This window comes from Acinetobacter sp. WCHAc060042 (assembly GCF_003231195.1).
Taxonomy (GTDB): domain Bacteria; phylum Pseudomonadota; class Gammaproteobacteria; order Pseudomonadales; family Moraxellaceae; genus Acinetobacter.
Window position 1 is genome coordinate 22,230 of the sequence record NZ_QKVN01000007.1, and the last position, 18,875, is coordinate 41,104.

Sequence of the window (18,875 nt, forward strand, 5' to 3'; positions counted from 1 at the left end):
TTTTTTATTCCTAAATTTAGGACTAATATAGCACCATTTATTGCTTTTAAATAAGTAATTTAGTCAACTTTAAATGGGGGTATCAATGCTTAGGGAGTTTAATTACAAACTTGCTTTGATCGTGAAAAAAATGATGACTGCAAAAGTCATTTTACTGACTTTGCTTAGTGTACAAAGCATCATGGTCATGGCCGATCCGCCTAAAGCAGTCTGGTATCGTTATTACGATAGTAAAGGTATCGCCAATGTTAGTAGTACGGTGACACCGGATCATATTAGATATGGATATGAAGCACTCGATACGAATATGCAAGTGATTCAACGGGCACGGCCATACAACGCCAAAAAAGATGCACAATACGCACCCCAAGGAGCTATCGCTGCAAAGCAACGGGATGCTGATCTAAAACTAAAACGTGCTTATACCAACAGTCAAGTAGCAACAGAAAAACGGAATACGGCACTTTCATATATTTTAAAACAAATTAAATTTCAACAAGATGAACTAAAGCAATTACAAAATGACCGAATTGGTTTTTTACGCCAAGAAAAAGAAAATATGCGTAAAGGTAAAAGTAATCCAAAACCACTACAAGATATGCTTGATTATAATTCAAAAAATATTGTGATGAAAAAAGAGCAAATACAGTCATTACAAAGTAACTACCGTAGTACAAAAGCCGAATACGACAGAATTATTGCTCGCTTAAAAACATTTGAATAATTGCACTTGATATAAGGACTTTATTTAATAAAGACAATATTGTGGTAAAAGGATCATAAGCTATAAAAGTATCTCTATTTTTCATTCCAACTCAGGCATGATTATACTTATTGCTCAATGTTTACCCTGCTGATCTCTTTACTCTACCAACTCAAAAATTGAACTTATGATTAATAAGCGGTCAATCATTGCGTTCACGATGACTACAGCACAAATACTCTTAAAAGCCTCTCCCAATGAACGATAGTCGAAGTGAATCCTCCTCTCACGTTCAGGTTAAGGCCAAATACTGAATCATATATCAATGGCATATCCAGTGATTGGCCGTATCATTCCACTCTTGCTATTTACCTCAGTAATCCTTTCTATGATCTGCACTTCTTTAGATAACTTTAAGAACCTTATGCTGCGTCAAGTACATAAAATCATGTCATAATAATCCGCATTTCTCTGAGGTGACATCAACATGTCGCTTCATTTTTCATTGTATACTCTTTGACTTTCAAAGTTTAAAATTTTAGGACAGTTTCCATGCGCGCGAGTCGCTTTTTATTTGCAACGTTAAGAGAAACCCCAAATGACGCAGAAGTGATTTCACATCAACTGATGCTACGTGCTGGGATGATTCGTAAATTGGCTTCAGGTTTATATACTTGGCTGCCGATGGGCGTTCGCGTATTAAATAAAGTTGCAGCGATCGTTCGTGAAGAAATGAACAAAGCGGGTTCACTGGAAGTTTTCATGCCCGTAACGCAACCTGCTGCATTATGGGAAGAATCAGGTCGTTATGTCCAATACGGCCCTGAGCTCTTGCGTTTTAACGACCGTCATGGCAACCCGTTTGTTCTTGGTCCGACACACGAAGAAGTGATTACCGATCTTGCGCGTAATGAACTCAAAAGCTACAAACAATTACCAGCAAACTTCTATCAAGTCCAAACCAAATTTCGTGATGAAATTCGTCCACGTTTTGGTGTAATGCGTTCACGTGAATTCATCATGAAAGATGCTTATTCTTTCCATGCAAACCAAGAATCACTGCAAGAAACCTATGACATCATGTATGATGCATACTGTAAAATCTTTACCCGTTTAGGTTTAGATTTTCGCCCAGTCCAAGCCGATACAGGCTCTATTGGCGGTTCAGGCTCTCATGAGTTCCACGTGTTGGCATCAAGTGGTGAAGATGATATCGCTTTCTCAACTGAATCAGACTATGCAGCGAATATTGAGATGGCTGAAGCTGTTTTAGTGGGCGAACGTGCTGCTCCAACTCAAGCTTTGGAAGTGGTTGATACACCAAATCAAAAAACTATTGCAGATGTATCAAACTTCTTAAAATCTGATCCAGCTCACTCCGTTAAAGCCTTACTCGTTCAAGGGATCGTAACTGAAGAAGGCCAAGCAACACCAGTTGTAGCCTTGTTCTTACGTGGTGATCACGAGTTAAATGAAATTAAAGCTGAGAAACACCCGCGCATTGCCTCTCCATTAACTTTCGCAACTGAAGAACAACTTGCTACACTTGGTTTAACAGCAGGTTTCTGTGGACCACAAGGTTTAGTTGAAAAAGGCTTAACTGTAATTGTTGACCGTGCTGCATCTGTTCTTTCTGACTTCGTTGCAGGTGCAAATGAATTGGATAAACACGTTACAGGTCTCAATTGGGAGCGTGACGCACAGTTTACTGAGGTTTATGACCTCCGTAATGTAGTTGAAGGCGATCCATCACCAGATGGTAAAGGTACGCTACAAATCAAACGTGGTATCGAAGTAGGTCATATCTTCCAATTAGGTCAAAAATATTCAGAAGCTTTAGGCTGTAAAGTTCTAGGCGAAGATGGTAAACCATTCACTGTAACCATGGGTTGTTACGGTATTGGAGTTACGCGCGTAGTTGCTTCAGCAATTGAGCAAAATTTTGATGAAAAAGGGATTATTTGGCCTACAGCCATTGCACCATTTGAAATTGCGATTGTGCCAATGAACGCCCATAAATCTCCACGGACGCTGGAAGCAGCTGAAGCTTTATACACTGAACTTACAGCAGCAGGTTTCGATGTTTTACTGGATGACCGTAACGAACGTCCAGGCGTAAAATTCTCCGATCTTGAGCTTACAGGCATTCCTCATCGCATTGTAATTGGTGAAAAAGGCCTAGATGCAGGTACCTTTGAATATAAAGGCCGTCGTGATGCAGACTCTGTAAATATTTCGAAAGAAGAATTACTCGAAAAAATTACAAAATAATTTCGAAATTAGAAATCCCGCACAGGTTGCGGGATTTTTTTGCAATTTAGTTTTTAGCAAAACTTTAATCCGCCATAACAGTTTGGCCTAAAATTTTGCCCCTGCAAGGTTAAGTTAGTCAATGGAAAATCCAATGTAGTCGTCATAGGCACATTACCAACAACAAGCGCAGAACCACCAACACATCCTGTCAAAAGATTGCCACAATTTCGTGGATTATCAGTCAAGTCTTTATTAATTCCCGCAATGGTTTGTTTTAGAACTTCATTGGTGATCGCCACTTTAGTCGTTGGGCTTAAACTGCCTAGTTCCACTTCATCTTCCATCGCTAACCACCAACCCTTATTTGCTCCGACGGCAGCTCCAGTCCATAAAACATCTTGAGATTGTAAGGACAATGAAGCAGGATTATTTAAATATAATGCATGAATTAAACCCAGACTTTGATTTACAGTAATGTCCGTTTTCAGGCCTGTAATATTACCTGAGACTTGTTTATCTAAATTTAATAGACCTAATACCTTCGCGGTTAGTTGTCCGCTAAAGTCAATTTGACCAACTGTACCACTGCCTTTCAAAGTCACGTCTTTCATTCGAGTTCCAGATACAATTGTAGAGTTAATAGTAAAAGGCGCCGAAGTAGAAGATAAGTTTAAATTATAATTATTAGAGGTATAGGAAATACTTTGACACGGATCTAAGAAGCCATCTTGGCATGTAGTCCCCGAACTGCTACCAAAGAGTCGTCCTTCAACGACCCCATTTATTGTTAAATTGGTATCTGCATAGGTCATACTGCGGGCTTCAGTCACAGCTGTGCCTGTTGCAGTTTTGGTTTTCATATAGCCACTAAATGTATTAATGCCATTCGGTGTCGCACTATTTTCCGTACCAAGTGTCATTAAGCCTTTAATCTTTTCAGCACTCAAACGAAAACCCAGTACTTCACGTGTGGCAGCAGAAGTCGGGTTTTTAATAGCGAATTGAATAAATGGATTTGTAATTAATGCAGAAGTTGCTGCACGCTCATCAGCGGTATAGTTTGAGTTATCAGGAAGTCCACTCAGTGAAATATGATCTATATCAATATCACAGCTACTCGCGCGAATTGCATTATTATCACCACCACAGCCCAATTGTAGCTTTTTAATATTGGCATTCAATTCCATTTCTGCACTAAGAGCCAACTTATAAAAACCAATGTTTGATTGATTATATGTTTTCCCTTGTGCATCTGTTGTATTTGTCCCCTGCTGAAACTCGAGATTAATCAAAGATTGGCCTTCAATTTCTGAAAGTTCCTCATCATTTAAAGCAGTCATCGCATAACTTTGACTCAAACCCAAAGTTGCAGTAATCAAAACTGAGATTAAAGACTTATTCATCTTACTTATTCCTTGTCTTTCTTTTTATCGAGGAGTAATACCCAATGTGCTACGCATAGCTCCACCCGTAATGGCAATATCTGCAACTTTCTGCATTGTTCCCGTTGGAGACAGTGCAACTTCTGCTCTAAAAGCAGCCCCTTGTCCACCCACTAATGCCTTATGGTTAAATTGCACTTGGTTGTCGATGACAACTGAATCCTTTTGCATGTGAATTTTTCCATTAAAACCTAAGTGACCTTGCATTTTATTCAAGTTAATACTAGAGGTTTTAGAGGTTGTCCCATTACTGTCCGTATTGCTTAAACTAATAAAACTCCCTTTCTTATTTTCATTACTCTGATCTAAGCTACTTAAAGTATTAAATTCAAAATTTGATTTAAATGACAAATAATTGGTCTGAGGAGTTCCACCTATCGCCTCAAGCCCCGGAATAATGAAAAGCTCACCTTTACCATCCAACATAAATGCAATAGACGTCAGTACATCTTCTTTTCGAGAAAAATTATTAATCGGAACGACTTCTTTAGCACAAGTGCTTACACCTGCTGGACAGTTATATAAGGACCCAGGGAGTTGACCGATTGCTATTTCTGCACTGGCAGCAAATAATAAATTATCTGCTTTGATATAGATCTCATTCTCATTAAAACCAATAACACCATTGGCTTTAAAATATGAATCAATATTTCTTAAGCCTGCATAGTAGTTCACCTCTTCGCCATGCTGACTCATGGCACCATCAATCACAATAATAGACGTTGTTTTCGGATTACCCTGACTATCTTCCCCATAACCGTCTGTCGATACCGCAATGTCGTATCCTAAGCCGTCCTTAACAGTTCCAGCAGTATTGGTATATTTCTTTGCAAAAAAAGCAGCATTAGCATTCAAGTTATAAATTGGAATGCCTAAGCCCCATGTTCCCTCATTAGTGTTATTCACCGCGATTGAATTATCTGAAATAAACCGTGCTTTACGGGCAATCGCTTGAAAATCCATCCCACGCACGGCAATAAATGCCATGTTTGATGCATTCGCTGTCGGTGAAGGGTTGTATGTCAGCTCATAATTTTGTGCGCCCAATATATTCTTGATTTGATCATTAATCACAAAGCCCATAGCATTAGAACGAATGTTATTAATATAAATCTGACCAAAATCAATATAAGCATTTTGACTCGTTAAAGCTGAGTTAGGATCAGTAGATGTACGTACATTGAGTGGCGCTAAGTTTGAAAACTCAATAGCATAACTACCAGTTCCCGTATGTCCCAATTCAAATGTGGTTGGTGCTACAGCTCCAAGTAAACTATTTCCCGTACGCGTAAAATCGGCTGCAACGTTTAAATGCACACCACCCACATTTTTAAAAGCATAACCCGTAGATGCTGTAGTCTCACTTTCTTGAACATTGCCATTAATCCGATTGACCGTATTAAACTTAGCAATACCAGTCTGATCTGCATTAAACGCAATCTTGCCATTCGTTAATGCCCCCGATGCTCCGATTCGAATTAAATTTCGTTGAGTTGAGTTTTCTGAACCATAGCGCATATCAACATTTAAACCAGGGTTTGTTGCAGTACCACTGCGACTCCCATGCACATCGGTCTTATCTTCAACACGCCCAAGCACAATAAGATTATCACCAAGACTCCCTTTGGATGTGAGTACAATACCTTCAGCGTCATCAATATATAAATAGCCATCTGCCGATAAATTAAAGTTCAAATCTTTCAAAGTTAAATTTTGATCACCCTGCCCATAACTGATACTGGCATTTTGTAATTTAAAATCTAAATGTGCTTTCGAATCACGGTTGAATAAGCCATTTGTCGTGGTTAAATACACTTCAAAAGGTGAAATGGTTGATAACTTCAAGCTTCCTAAATTTTGATCGGTTTCACCTGTTGCACAATTCGGCGAACATACCAACATAATTTGAGCAGCAGTTGCGGTAAATGGCGATACACTGGCAGAAAGCTGTATGCCCACACCTTGTGTACCATTGGCTAATTGTGTAGTTCCAACATCGAAATCAAGTTTAGATTGAATATTGTTATAACCATTAGCAGCTTTAATCTCTATATTGTGTAAGCCTGTTTTGACGGGCATCTGGCCAACTTCTGCTGGGTCAACCCAATTTAGTTGCTTAATCTGAATTTTTGATGCTTCGTGCGTAATAGAAATGCCATCTTGACCAGTCACATCACTTAAAGTTTGGTCATTTAAAGCCTGTAATGCATAGCTTTGATTCGCCGCGCAAATGCATAGTGTCAGAAGGTTTAATTTTATTATTTTATGCATTTCAATATCCTTTTGAAACTTTATGACTAGCAGCGACTACTCGCAGTACCTGAACAGTTATAGCTAAAGATTTTTAGATTTCCATCTAGGTGCAAATTCCCATGTACATTGAGCCCCATAAACCCTTGCTCTTGGCCTTTGTCGAAGTTGGGTACTGATTTGGTCGTGCCATAGCCATTGTAGGTTGCGGTATTAAAATAGCCCTGATCACCACTTTCAACTGAAAGACTAGCAAAGCCCAAATTACGGATTTTTAATGGTTTATCATCAAAAAACTTGAGTAGCATCGCAGTTTGTGGTTTTCCATCTCTATTCAGAAGTGTAGTCCCTTCCAGTGAAAATTTATCAATTTGCATCGTTCCTTGAAATTGCTTAAATACCAGCCATTTTTGCTGCCCATTTTCTTTATGATTATTTGGGGAAATCGCTATACGGCAGAGTTCTAATAAAGCACAGTCTTGGTTTGCTCGCATTTGATAATATGCTTCAGTCACAATTGCTCGCCCATTCGCATCAACTCCATTAGTCTTAGAGATAGAATTAAGACTCATGTCATTGGCATATTGATGGTTAATCGAGAGTGTTAAGCTTAAATCCGCCCCTCCCTGACCAGTAACACCCACCAATTCAGTATTATCCAGGTCAACCAAGCCAGCTTGAGATAACATCGGACTAGAGATCAACATGGCTATACATATTTTTTTAATCATGTCAGTCCCCTACAAACCTGTAGTCTTAATTTTAAAATGCTGAATCAACACACCATCAATAGCCACAGAACCCAAGTTCACAGGTGTTGCTGTTCCTGTTCCACGAAATACCACACCTGTAGAATTGGTCGCTGTATTGGCTTTTAAGGTGTTGCTGGTTGGATCGCGTGTCACGCTACCGATTGAAATACTGCTGTGTGTTGCATTATTCCCTTGATAATTGACAGCTGTAGAGCCTGCACCTGTTTGTACGATATTTGAACCACAATACGCTACATTACAAGTTGAGCCTTTATATTCAGTACTGGTTCCACCTTCCACATCTGGATAATAGGTATAAATCTGTTTATATATCTCTGGAACTTTGGGTATACGGGTAACTTCAAGAATAATATTTCGCCCTTCAGAACCAACAACAAAAGGTTGGTACATATTCCCCAAAACCAAATTAATGTTAGGACTGTATAAATAAAGCCCCTCACTCGCATCAAAGATAGGAGCCAGTGAACGATCTAAAGCAGGAGTAACAGCAGTACCATCATTGGTTGTAGCTGTGCTGATTCGAAATGCTTTGGAGTTTAACAACGATTTATTCGCATCGGTATTTTCATAAACCAGCCCTGATGGATCATCATTCGTATTAATCCGAAGTAAGCTCGCCATCCCAAAAGTCTTGTTTTGTTGATCTAGGGCAGATGCTTGTGTCTGAAATAAATGTATTTGTGAACCATTTAGACTTAACCCATTGGCAACCGCTTGCAAACGAATGCGTTGGTCTACCCTCAAATCAGGATCAGCTGCCGCATTTGTTGTCGTTGGCGCACCAGTAATCGGATCGACTTTATTTTGAGAATTCCAACTCCGAGAAAAGGCATCTAACCATAAGCCTAATTTAATATTGTTATCTGTTTCACTGGCCAAAACTGTCGCCAAAGGGGCCTCTAGCCCCAGAAAACTCACATCAGCACTTGCATTTGACTGTTGAAATTGTTTAATGCCCGTAGCAGTTCCTGCACGAAATAACCAAGGGTTAACGTCACTTCCCCATGTGAAGCCCTGATTGCTAAAACGACTGTTGGCATTATTATCAGATTTTGAAAGAGCTAAACCATAAATGAAAATATCAGCCTTGGTTCGCTTCGTGGTCAGATCATCGGCATTTGTATACTTAGAATAATTTTCACCGATCGGAATAATCCGAATAAAGCCTGTATCATACTGTTGTGGATTAGCAACGCCTCGATTATAACTCGAGGCTGTCGACATATCATTAGGTCCCTGAAAGACCATTTTAAAATTTTCAGGAAGTAATGCAATGCCCTCACCTGTAGTATCCGCTAGATGTTCATCTGAGAGTGACTCAAGCGCAAAAGTAGACTGCGTCAACATAAGTCCGACAAGACTAGCTAAACAGGATTTTTTAAGCCCTGTAGAATAAATACGATTCGTCATCTCGACCATCCTTATTATTTGATGCTCCGCATCTTTTATGTACTGCATCCTTTGCTTGGCATTCTACTTTGCGCACTATAATTTTTATTTGCGTCAACCAAAGCACCTTAAATTCTTAATTTATTATGCTGAAACTCACACTAAATGCAAAACCAACTGTCCGATAATATTTATTTTCCGATGAATGAATTGACATAAAAAAAGCGGATCAATGATCCGCTTTCTTATATATCAAAAACTTAGGTCTTCGGCAAAGTCACACCTGTTTGCCCTTGGTACTTACCACCACGGTCTTTATACGACGTTTCACACACTTCGTCAGATTCGAAGAACAACATCTGTGCCACACCCTCACCCGCGTAAATACGTGCAGGTAGATTCGTTGTGTTCGAGAACTCTAAAGTAACATGACCTTCCCACTCAGGCTCAAGCGGTGTCACGTTTACGATAATACCGCAACGTGCATAGGTTGATTTACCCAAACACACGGTCAACACATTACGTGGAATACGGAAATACTCAACGGTACGTGCTAAAGCAAATGAGTTCGGTGGAATAATACAAACATCAGCTTCAATGTCGATAAAACTTTTATCATCAAAGTTTTTTGGATCTACAATTGCCGAGTGAACATTGGTAAAAACTTTAAATTCACGTGCACAACGAACATCATAACCATAGCTTGATACGCCATAAGAAATGAGTTTTTGACCATTTTCATCTAAACGAACTTGGTTTTCTGCATACGGTTCGATCATGCCGTGTTTTTCGCTCATTTCGCGAATCCAACGATCAGACTTAATAGCCATTTATTCTTTCCAAAAATCTTAATTTCAATAATTGCGTTGTACTTTAACTGAAATCGCTTTCAATGAAAATAAGCACATCTATGTTCGCAAAGTTTCTGTCTTTAATCTTCAAATTAAAGGCTTAAAATCGCAGAATATCCCAATGGAATTGAAAAGGTCATCAATACAATCGACGCAGTTTTTTGTAAGTTGCATTGATTCAGCCAACGAATTTTATTGGTTGCTAAAATTGAGCCAATAAATGTCCAAAAAAAGGCAATCGGTATAATCAAAATCAAAAAAATCGACATGTGCGACAAATAATAATCCATATTTGTCCAAGCAATGGTTGGAAAAATGGCTGAAGCAAATAATAAGGCTTTCGGGTTAAGCAAAGTTGCGCAAAAAAGCTCTCGTGCACGAATGGTTGGCTGATTAAAGCTAACCTCGACATCTGCTGTACGCCATAATTTAATGGCCAAATAGATAATATAGCTCGCACTAAACAGCTTTAAAATAGTGGGTAACAATGGTAAGTGTGTAGACACTTTTCCAATGAGAAAACCCCATGCTGTGATTGAGATGAGATAGCCAAAAGCTTCTGCAGGAATAAGCCGCAATGACTTACGGATACCCACTTGAATGCCAGATGAAGCAAGTAAGGTATTGGTCGGTCCTGGGGTCAAAAGAATGGTTATGACTAAACCAATAAAAAACCAAGTGATCATATTCACAGACCCACAGATGTATTCTTATAAGATTAATAAGTCCCCTCAATGAAAGCAATCGAATTTAGTGAACCGAGATAACACTTTTTTAATTTTTATTCAACAATTAGCACAAATCAAGCCTAAAACCTGTACCAAATCTAGCTTTCATAAATATGAAGTCATAGATTTTATTCTTATTTTGAATCAATGGTTTTATAAATCAAATGGACATGACTAATGAAAAAAAACTATTCAAATGATTTTTAATCAATTAGTTTTTAAATAATGCGTATTTTTATTCATCAATCTGATCACGTGAAGTCAAGGATAAAAGAGCCAAGTGAATGGCGTTGAAGATAATAAAACGAGGAAATTGTATAAAAGACAAACTCAGCTCATGCTATTCTCGACTGTCCTTATAAGTCTCGAAACACGTTCAAAAACAATAAAACCATTCCAGTACGTTCCACTACAACAGAAGCCAGTGCACAAGCTTCGAGCAAATTACAAAACAAATTAGTCAACATCGCGACAGATGGTGCATCTGCTCCATGTAATGTAATTAACATCAACTTGTTGTTTGAAATTTATAATAAAACTTATACTTTATATCCAAACTATCGGCAAATCTTGACATCAAAACCTCAGGCATAAAACATTGACGGTTTAAAAGGAAAATACCTTACAGTGGGCACATAAAACTCTGGAGGCGACACGTCCAGACACATGAGTTCATATTCCCTGTATGGACCACGATTGTGAGTATTGTCTTTATCTCTGTGGTCGGTATTTTAGCGCTGGGGGTTACAGTTGAAAGTTCCTTTAAAATTGGTTTGAACTGGTTTTAGCGGATGTTCTTAGGTGCAGGTGCTTTATGTATGATTATCCCTGAAACTGTGACTGATATTATTGGGATTTTGATGGTGACTAGCATTAATATTTTGCAAGCCAAAAAACAAAATCAGCCCTATTCACTATCCTAAAAAGCAAAAAAGCCCAACTCATCAGGTTGGGCTTTTTTTATTGAGGCTTAATTTAAAAAATACGGGTTTGGTCTTTTTCAGCTCTCGGCAATGCTGCTACAATTTTTTCAGCAATTTGCATATAGCTGTCTGCTGCACTGTCTTCAACTAGAACCGAAGGCTTCCCTGCATCTGCATTTTCACGGATTTGTACATTTAAAGGCAAACGTCCCAAAAGCGGAATAGCATATTGCTCAGACAGTTTATCACCACCACCCGTACCAAAAATTTGCTCTTCAAATCCACAATTTGAGCAAATATGGGTCGACATATTTTCCACTACACCCATGACTGGAATGTGTACGCGATTAAATAATTCAATGCCTTTGGTGGCATCCATAAGTGCCACGTTTTGAGGTGTAGTCACAATCACTGCACCTGTCACAGGAATACGCTGCGCAAGGGTCAACTGAATATCGCCTGTACCCGGTGGCATATCAATCATTAAGACATCTAAGTCAGGCCATAAGGTTTGATTGAACAGTTGCATCAATGCCCCTGTCGCTTTTGGCCCACGCCAAGCCACAGGAGTATTATGATCACCCGTTAAATGCCCAATTGATAACACTGCTAAACCATAGGCATCTAAGGGTACAAAATTTTCCGCTTCAATCATCGGCGTTTTACCCGCATTGCCCAACATGGTCGGAATACTCGGACCATAAATATCAGCATCTAAGACCCCCACTTTTAAGCCGAGCTTTTGCAAAGCAAGTGCAAGGTTTACGGTGGTGGTCGATTTACCTACGCCACCCTTGCCTGAGGATACCAAAATCACATTTTGAATACGTGGATGCTTAGGCACATCACGCTGTTGTGGCGCTGCTTTTTGAATCGGTGGATTGTTTGGATCAGCTTCAACCGATTGTTCAACAGCTTTAGGTATTGAGTCTGAGGCATCAATCACTGGCGGTAAATTGCTTTTCGGCGCTGCCTGTTTTGATTGGCTTGAACAGCTCTCACCTTCAGCGTGTTGATGTCCGCAGCCACCAGATTTTTCTTTATGCCCAGTTTTTTGCTGAATCACATGCATATTTAATTCTTTGATACCACACGCTTCAAATGCAACTGCCAAGTCATCATGGATCTGCTGTAAATCATCTGCTTCAGCAGGAAAAGTATTCAGGGTAATTTGCAGGATATTGCCTTGCACATTCACTTGAGTAATGCGGTCTTTTAAAGCATTGTTTGAATTGGGCAAGATATAATTTTGCAGCACTGTTTGGATTTCTTCTTCCTTTACCTCCTGCGCAGGAGAAAAAACAGATTTAAGAGAAGAAAGCCACGACATATATTTGCTCCAAATTCGAGTTCACAGCTGAGTGCTATAGTTTAACCACAAAACTTAGAGAGGTTAAGTTAAGTCTTCATAGAATATGCCATGAAAACCAGTATTCCTACCAAATCAGTTGGTTTTTTTATTAGTAATCCTGTCAAACGCTAATATTTAGCTCTAGAACATTCAAAGTAAAATCAGTGAATTGTTTCAAACTTGAACGTAAAGAATTGTAATTTTCGACTCATCTCACCATTTAAGGTGATGTTTTTGCATAGCAAAATACCTATATTCTGTTGGTCTATAATGAAGCTATATGGAGAAAAACAATGAAATGGGGGATCGCTTTTATTTGCGCTTATTTGCTGTCGGGCCTAAGTTTTGCCGATACATCAACCAACTCGTTTAGGACTCCTACGAGTCAAACCGTGACCATAGGTGACCAAGTTCAGGACATGCAGAAAAAAATCAACTTGTCACCGACTTCAATGGTATCTAAACCGCTAAGCACTGCTCCCAACAGCCCTATGGAAACAGTATATATCTATGAAATACAAAACTTTCGCTATACCATTCGTACCGTGAATAACCAAATTCAAAGTATTACATGGTTTAATTTAGACACAGACCCTGCATCATATACACAGTCTGTGCAGTAACATTTAAGTTATAACAGTCGGCTAACTAGATAACATTAAGCTTGGTCGTCTTTTTTAAACTTTTGCAGTGTTTCTGTGGCTTTCTTTTTCAATTCGTCAAACTTTTCAGTGGCTTGCACCTTAAACTCTTCCAATTTAATTTCAGCCTCATGCTTTAGCTCTGTAGCTTTAAGTTTAGCCTCATCCAGTTTATGTCCTGCTTCAACTTTAAAATGATCTAATTTTTCCTGGGCGACTTGCTTCGCATGCTCAGCTTTGGCTTGTGCAGACTCCAACTTTTGCTCAAAGGCTGCATTAGCTTCAGCTTTACTTTCTTCTACATTCTCTTTTAAGTCAGTCAGTTGCTTTTCAGCATCAAGCTTGGCTTCAGTGGCGTGATGCTTAACATCTTCCAGCACTTTCTCACCTTCAAGTTTTGCCGCTTCAGCTTTTAACTTTAAGTCTTCACTCAGTTCAGTCGCTTTGGTTTTTAAATCATCGAGTTTATTATCATTCGTCATGTCACAGCCCTCTATCGTATTTAAAATTTTGCTTAACTCAGAGTTATACCTTGCTTTTTAAGTGCTGACGTCATTTGCATCATTTAGAAACAATAGATGTACAGGATGCATCAATTTTAGATCCATCCTATACTTTTATACGGAACAAACTAACGCTTTAAAGTACTGATAAAACTGATTACTGCAAACAGCCAAATAAACAAAATGAAACTGCGTGCTTGAGTGAAATGGGTCACGTCCGCACCGTGTACCATATTATGACGGCTGGCGGTGACACTAGAACTCGCATCCATTTTCAATGCTTCAAGGCTCAAGAAATACGGATTGATTTCACTGGCAATTTTGACTTTATGCCACAGGCTTTTGACTTCATGGCCTTTCAAGCCCGGCACGATTTTATAGACATCGACAAACTTGGTTTGATTTTGCTGTAAATAACCATGCTCAACTAGGGCATCCGTCAAAATCCCTTCAATTTGACCATAAAGAACCGTAATACAACCTGCATAACACTGCTGTTGATACAGCTTTAAAGTTTCTTCAATCACGCTGCGGCGTTGGGCTTGGAATGCCCCCAACTCCATTGCATCATAAGCTTCAAGCAAAGTTGTTTGGAAATAGTCCGCTTGAATTAAATCGGGCAATTGAAACTCAGTAATATCCGCTTCTTTTTCATTGGCCATTTGCCAGAAAAACAACAGATTGAGCACGTCATTGGCGATTGGTTCATCACTTTCATACTCAAGCTGATCGGCCATGATTGCAAAGTACGGATCTTCAGACTCGAGCTGACGGAGTGACTCGACCAATTGTGCATGTGCTCGACTGCCCATTGAAGCAAGGTAGTGTTCAGCTTGTTGTAAAAGTTGATTGCCCAGTAATTTAGTCGCTTGTGGATTTTGCGGAATTCGGGTCACGGGTTCGAAATCAAAATCATCGTCAATCATGGACGGCATACTCTTAAAAACGGGCTGAATCCACGTATTATCGCTGTTATTGGCGCATGAATATAGAGAAAATACACATTAGTTTTAAGCTGCATAATTTGAGTTTTGAACAATCCATTCAATCTTTCATGAAAAGATGAACAAACTGTTTTATGCCGTTTTAAACCACGTATTTCCGATTATTTTTTCACTGTCTTGCTCAAATTAATGATTGATGCTCAATCTAGTGCTCAATTCATACAAGCTTTAGCCTCATTTGAAAACTTTTCACCGATTCACTTGTGCAAGTCGTGGCTATCTAAGGTAAAATCGTTGACCTTATATAAAATACGAATGAGAGAGTCATATCCGTGCGTAATATTTTAGTCACTAACGCCCTACCATACGCCAATGGCCCCATCCATATGGGACACTTACTCGGTTATATCCAAGCAGATATTTGGGTTCGTGCCATGCGTGCAATGGGACACGATGTGACTTATGTATGTGCGGACGATGCTCACGGTACAGCCATCATGCTACGTGCCGAAGCAAATGGTATTTCACCTGAAGATCAAATTGCCAACGTACAAAAAGAGCACATTCGTGACTTTGACGGTTTCGGTGTACATTTCGATCATTATGATTCGACCAATAGTGATGAAAACAAAGCCCGCTCTTCCGAGATTTATATTAAGAACCGTGAAGCAGGCAATATTGCAATTCGCCCTGTAAATCAGCTTTTTGATCCTGAAAAAGGCATGTTCCTCTCTGATCGTTTCATTAAAGGCACATGCCCAAAATGTAAGTCGGAAGACCAGTACGGTGATGCGTGCGAAGTCTGCGGTACAACTTACAACGCAACTGAGCTTTTAAACCCAAAATCGACTTTAAGTGGCGCCACGCCTGTAGAGAAATCTTCAGATCATTACTTCTTTAAACTGCCGAATTTCTCAGAATATTTACAAAAATGGACGCGTGACCAAGGTCGCTTACCAGTTTCGATTGCCAATAAACTGGATGAATGGTTTGAAGCAGGTTTATCAGACTGGGATATTTCACGTGATGCACCGTATTTCGGTTTTGAAATTCCAGATGCGCCGAACAAATATTTCTATGTTTGGGTCGATGCGCCGATTGGTTATATGTCGAGTTTTGAAAACTACATCAAGACTAAACGTCCTGATTTAAGTTTTGACGACTTTTGGAAGAAAGACTCTGACAAAGAAGTTTATCACTTCATTGGTAAAGACATTGTTTACTTCCATGCGCTGTTCTGGCCTGCAATGCTTGAAGGTGCAAACTACCGTACGCCATCGGGTTTATTCGTCAATGGTTTCTTGACGGTGAATGGTCAGAAGATGTCGAAGTCTCGCGGTACATTCATCAAGGCTGAAACGTATTTAGAGTACTTAAACCCTGAGTACTTACGTTATTACTTCGCATCTAAACTGTCAGATAAAGTTGAAGACTCTGATTTAAACTTGGATGATTTCGTTCAGAAAGTAAACTCTGACTTGGTTGGTAAAGTGGTGAATATTGCCAGCCGTTGTGCAAAATTCATCAATACCAAGTTTGATAATAAATTATCAGCAACTTGTGCAGAGCCTGAATTGGTTCAAAGCTTTATTGATGCGGGCGACTCAATTGCGAAAGCATACGAAGCACGTGAGTTCTCTGCTGCGATTCGTGAAATCATGGCACTTGCAGATAAAGCCAACCAATATATTGATGAGAAAAAACCTTGGGCTTTAGCGAAAATTGAAGGCGAAGAGCAACAAGTACACGATGTATGTTCGGTCGGGATTAACCTGTTCCGTCAATTGGCTGTGTACCTTGCACCTGTACTTCCAACCTTAGCAGCTCAAGTGCAAGCGTTCTTAAAGTTAGATAACTTTGACTTTGCTTCTGCTCAAACGGCATTGGTTGATCATGAAATTGCTCAATTCCAAGCATTGATGCAACGTGTAGACCCTAAAGCGGTTGCGGCAATGGTGGATGCATCGAAAGATTCTTTAGCTGCTGCAGCTGAACCTGTAAAAGTTGAAAAGAAAAAAGAGAAAAAAGCCGAGAAAAAGCCTGAACCTAAAGTGGGCGAGGCAGAAGTGATTGGTATTGAAGACTTTATGAAAGTTGACCTACGTGTAGCTGAAGTTTTAGAAGCTGTAACTGTTGAAGGTTCGGATAAATTACTTCAACTCACTTTAAATGTAGGTGAAGCTGAGCCACGTAATGTATTTAGTGGTATTCGTGAGTTCTATCAGCCAGAAGATTTAAAAGGCAAATTGGTAGTGATGGTCGCTAACCTTGCACCTCGTAAAATGCGTTTTGGTATTTCTAACGGTATGGTACTCGCAGCGGGTAATGGCGAAGGTGTTTGGGTGATTTCACCTGAATCTGGTGCTAAAGCTGGTGATAAAGTTTCTTAAGATTTTTTAATCTGACATAAAAAAGCCTCTACGTTGTAGGAGCTTTTTTTATCATTTAATATGCTGAGAAATATAAACTCTAGGTTTTAACCCAAAAAACTGTACACGTTTTTTCCATGAATCAAGTGCTAACAAAAATTGAATAGAATTTATTTCAATGATAGATGATATAGGCTTTTCATAAACAATCCATAAAGCTACTGCTTCTAATTCACAATTAACAGAAATTTGATTTTGTTTAATTAGTTCTAATGAACTTTTCGATTGTTCAATGTTATAAATCAAATCCTGAGTGTTAGTTGTAATTTTCACCGAAATTATTTCATTATCTTTAAGCAAATCAGCTACTTCTATTTTATACTTTTTACCATCTGGATCTAACGATCTTATCATTTCTAACTGACGATCTAATAATTCATATCCATTTTCATCACTCATTTTTTTGTTAAAATAATATTCACGATATGTTAATTTATCAAGATTAGTACCGTTAGCTATTTCATTATCTTTTTGTGACTTCCAATCTAAATATTCATGTTCAATCAAGTCATGTGCATTAACAAGCTCAATTCCGACTAAGGATTTCTTTAAATATTCCATAAAGTTTTGGTTAAATTTAAACCACTTGCCATTTTTTAGAAAATAGTTGGATTCTTCATATTCTTTATAAAAATCTAAAATTTCTTTTAAATCTTTAGTGTATTGATTACTTTCTTCTCGTGTGAATCTTACTTTTATTTCATCAAGATTACTTATATTGTTTTCTTTTACAAAGCTTGAAATTTCTACAATATTTAAGCTATTTCCAATATCAAGTTTTGCAACTTCTTTTCGACCTTTTTTAAATATTAGCTCATAATTACACTCATTAAATCTAAAAATAATATTGATACCTGATATGCTGATCTCTTCTATACAAACATTACCCTCACTATTAACAATAGAATTTAAAAGTAGTGAATTAAGCTCATTAATCAACATTTCATCTGATACAAGATCTAATTTAGGCAACCTAATAATTTCATCATCTTTCATACTATCTGAAATATCATTTAATATTTTTGGTAATTCACTAGGTTCTTTGCTTACATCTAATTGAATAGAATCGGCAAAAACTATATTTTTATCCCCCCACACTTCTGTATTAGAGGCCTTTAATTTTAAGTGCTCAACTGATTCACCTGAGTCATAACTATCTTTATTAAATTTTTCATAAGCAGACACATCATGACGCTTGGTTCCCGTAAAATATCGACTTTTCTTTAAAAGAATAGACTGCTCATTAGCCATACGTATCGCTAGGCTAATTCCAAAATCTGATTGAATGAATTTTGATAAATAGAAATGAGATTTACCTAAACTTACCGCATAGATCTCTTTAGGATCGTCTTGATTCTTACAGATTAGCAAACCGAAGTAAAAAATATTTTTAGGAGGTTTAGTTTGTGGATTTAAGAAGGTTTTATATGTTTGATGCCACCAAACATCATTACCTTCAATATTTTCTGAAAAGAAGAAAGTCATTTCATAGTTATCATAAACTTGAGTTTTCTGCTCAACTAAACCAACGGAATTTATCTTTTTCAGTAAATTATCGAGCTCTTCAAATTTTAGCCTGTAAATGTTGTATGTATTGCTCATTATTTCATCTAATTATGATAATTCTTGATCGTACTTATTTGTATAAAAAATGTAAAGTTAAATTATTTAACCCTCATCCCAATCTAATCCCAC

16 protein-coding genes are annotated in these 18,875 nt (G+C 38.3%); 5 read left to right on the plus strand and 11 right to left on the minus strand.

All coding sequences use genetic code 11. From position 1 onward, the window contains the following. Positions 1-85 precede the first annotated feature (85 nt). Together DPG01_RS04475 and DPG01_RS04480 are read left to right on the plus strand one after the other, a co-directional pair. Entirely contained in the window at positions 86-724 is a 639-nt protein-coding gene (locus DPG01_RS04475) for a hypothetical protein (RefSeq protein WP_086208517.1), read from the plus strand. A gap of 531 nt (positions 725-1,255) precedes the next feature. Then, on the plus strand, positions 1,256-2,974 hold the full coding sequence (locus DPG01_RS04480) for a proline--tRNA ligase (protein WP_110974308.1): 1,719 nt from the start codon (positions 1,256-1,258) through the stop codon (positions 2,972-2,974). 53 nt (positions 2,975-3,027) lie between these two features. On the opposite strand, the gene DPG01_RS04485 is transcribed toward DPG01_RS04480, so the two are convergent. The 7 genes from DPG01_RS04485 to DPG01_RS18720 all read right to left on the minus strand — a co-directional run bounded on the left by DPG01_RS04485 (position 3,028) and on the right by DPG01_RS18720 (position 10,898). After that, positions 3,028-4,359 carry a hypothetical protein gene (locus tag DPG01_RS04485; RefSeq protein ID WP_110974309.1) on the minus strand — a complete coding sequence of 444 codons (1,332 nt, stop codon included), beginning with the start codon at positions 4,357-4,359 and terminating at the stop codon, positions 3,028-3,030. A gap of 24 nt (positions 4,360-4,383) precedes the next feature. Beyond that, on the minus strand, positions 4,384-6,669 hold the full coding sequence (locus DPG01_RS04490; protein WP_110974310.1) for a DUF6160 family protein: 2,286 nt from the start codon (positions 6,667-6,669) through the stop codon (positions 4,384-4,386). A 26-nt stretch (positions 6,670-6,695) separates the two neighbouring features. After that, positions 6,696-7,379, minus strand: coding sequence for a hypothetical protein (locus DPG01_RS04495; protein ID WP_086208521.1), 684 nt, complete (start codon positions 7,377-7,379; stop codon positions 6,696-6,698). A gap of 9 nt (positions 7,380-7,388) precedes the next feature. Next, positions 7,389-8,831 carry a hypothetical protein gene (locus tag DPG01_RS04500; protein WP_110974311.1) on the minus strand — a complete coding sequence of 481 codons (1,443 nt, stop codon included), beginning with the start codon at positions 8,829-8,831 and terminating at the stop codon, positions 7,389-7,391. 239 nt (positions 8,832-9,070) lie between these two features. Continuing rightward, positions 9,071-9,640 carry a dCTP deaminase gene (gene dcd / locus DPG01_RS04505; protein ID WP_004694514.1) on the minus strand — a complete coding sequence of 190 codons (570 nt, stop codon included), beginning with the start codon at positions 9,638-9,640 and terminating at the stop codon, positions 9,071-9,073. A 113-nt stretch (positions 9,641-9,753) separates the two neighbouring features. Then, positions 9,754-10,347: a LysE family translocator gene (locus tag DPG01_RS04510; RefSeq protein ID WP_086208523.1), complete on the minus strand. Its 594-nt coding sequence runs from the start codon at positions 10,345-10,347 to the stop codon at positions 9,754-9,756. 398 nt (positions 10,348-10,745) lie between these two features. Then, the gene (locus DPG01_RS18720; RefSeq protein WP_162622322.1) at positions 10,746-10,898 is read right to left on the minus strand and encodes a hypothetical protein; all 153 of its coding nucleotides are present in this window, start codon (positions 10,896-10,898) and stop codon (positions 10,746-10,748) included. A gap of 282 nt (positions 10,899-11,180) precedes the next feature. Between DPG01_RS18720 and DPG01_RS19000 the strand changes: the two genes are divergently transcribed. Next, positions 11,181-11,312 carry a hypothetical protein gene (locus tag DPG01_RS19000; RefSeq protein WP_265735887.1) on the plus strand — a complete coding sequence of 44 codons (132 nt, stop codon included), beginning with the start codon at positions 11,181-11,183 and terminating at the stop codon, positions 11,310-11,312. A 52-nt stretch (positions 11,313-11,364) separates the two neighbouring features. On the opposite strand, the gene apbC is transcribed toward DPG01_RS19000, so the two are convergent. After that, a complete protein-coding gene (gene apbC, locus DPG01_RS04520) occupies positions 11,365-12,642 on the minus strand; it encodes an iron-sulfur cluster carrier protein ApbC (RefSeq protein WP_110974312.1) in 1,278 nt (425 codons plus the stop codon). Between the two features lie 314 nt (positions 12,643-12,956). Here apbC and DPG01_RS04525 point away from each other — a divergent pair, with 314 nt between their 5' ends. After that, positions 12,957-13,286: a hypothetical protein gene (locus tag DPG01_RS04525; protein WP_110974313.1), complete on the plus strand. Its 330-nt coding sequence runs from the start codon at positions 12,957-12,959 to the stop codon at positions 13,284-13,286. Positions 13,287-13,321: 35 nt separating this feature from the next. Here the strand turns inward: DPG01_RS04525 and DPG01_RS04530 are convergent, their stop codons facing one another. Together DPG01_RS04530 and DPG01_RS04535 are read right to left on the minus strand one after the other, a co-directional pair. Further along, the gene (locus tag DPG01_RS04530) at positions 13,322-13,786 is read right to left on the minus strand and encodes a hypothetical protein (RefSeq protein ID WP_110974314.1); all 465 of its coding nucleotides are present in this window, start codon (positions 13,784-13,786) and stop codon (positions 13,322-13,324) included. A 149-nt stretch (positions 13,787-13,935) separates the two neighbouring features. After that, positions 13,936-14,733, minus strand: coding sequence for a hypothetical protein (locus tag DPG01_RS04535; RefSeq protein ID WP_110974315.1), 798 nt, complete (start codon positions 14,731-14,733; stop codon positions 13,936-13,938). A gap of 350 nt (positions 14,734-15,083) precedes the next feature. Here DPG01_RS04535 and metG point away from each other — a divergent pair, with 350 nt between their 5' ends. Beyond that, complete coding sequence (gene metG / locus DPG01_RS04540; protein WP_110974316.1) at positions 15,084-17,141, plus strand: methionine--tRNA ligase; 2,058 nt, start codon at positions 15,084-15,086, stop codon at positions 17,139-17,141. Between the two features lie 51 nt (positions 17,142-17,192). On the opposite strand, the gene DPG01_RS04545 is transcribed toward metG, so the two are convergent. After that, complete coding sequence (locus DPG01_RS04545) at positions 17,193-18,782, minus strand: DUF6119 family protein (protein WP_110974317.1); 1,590 nt, start codon at positions 18,780-18,782, stop codon at positions 17,193-17,195. Positions 18,783-18,875 lie beyond the last annotated feature (93 nt).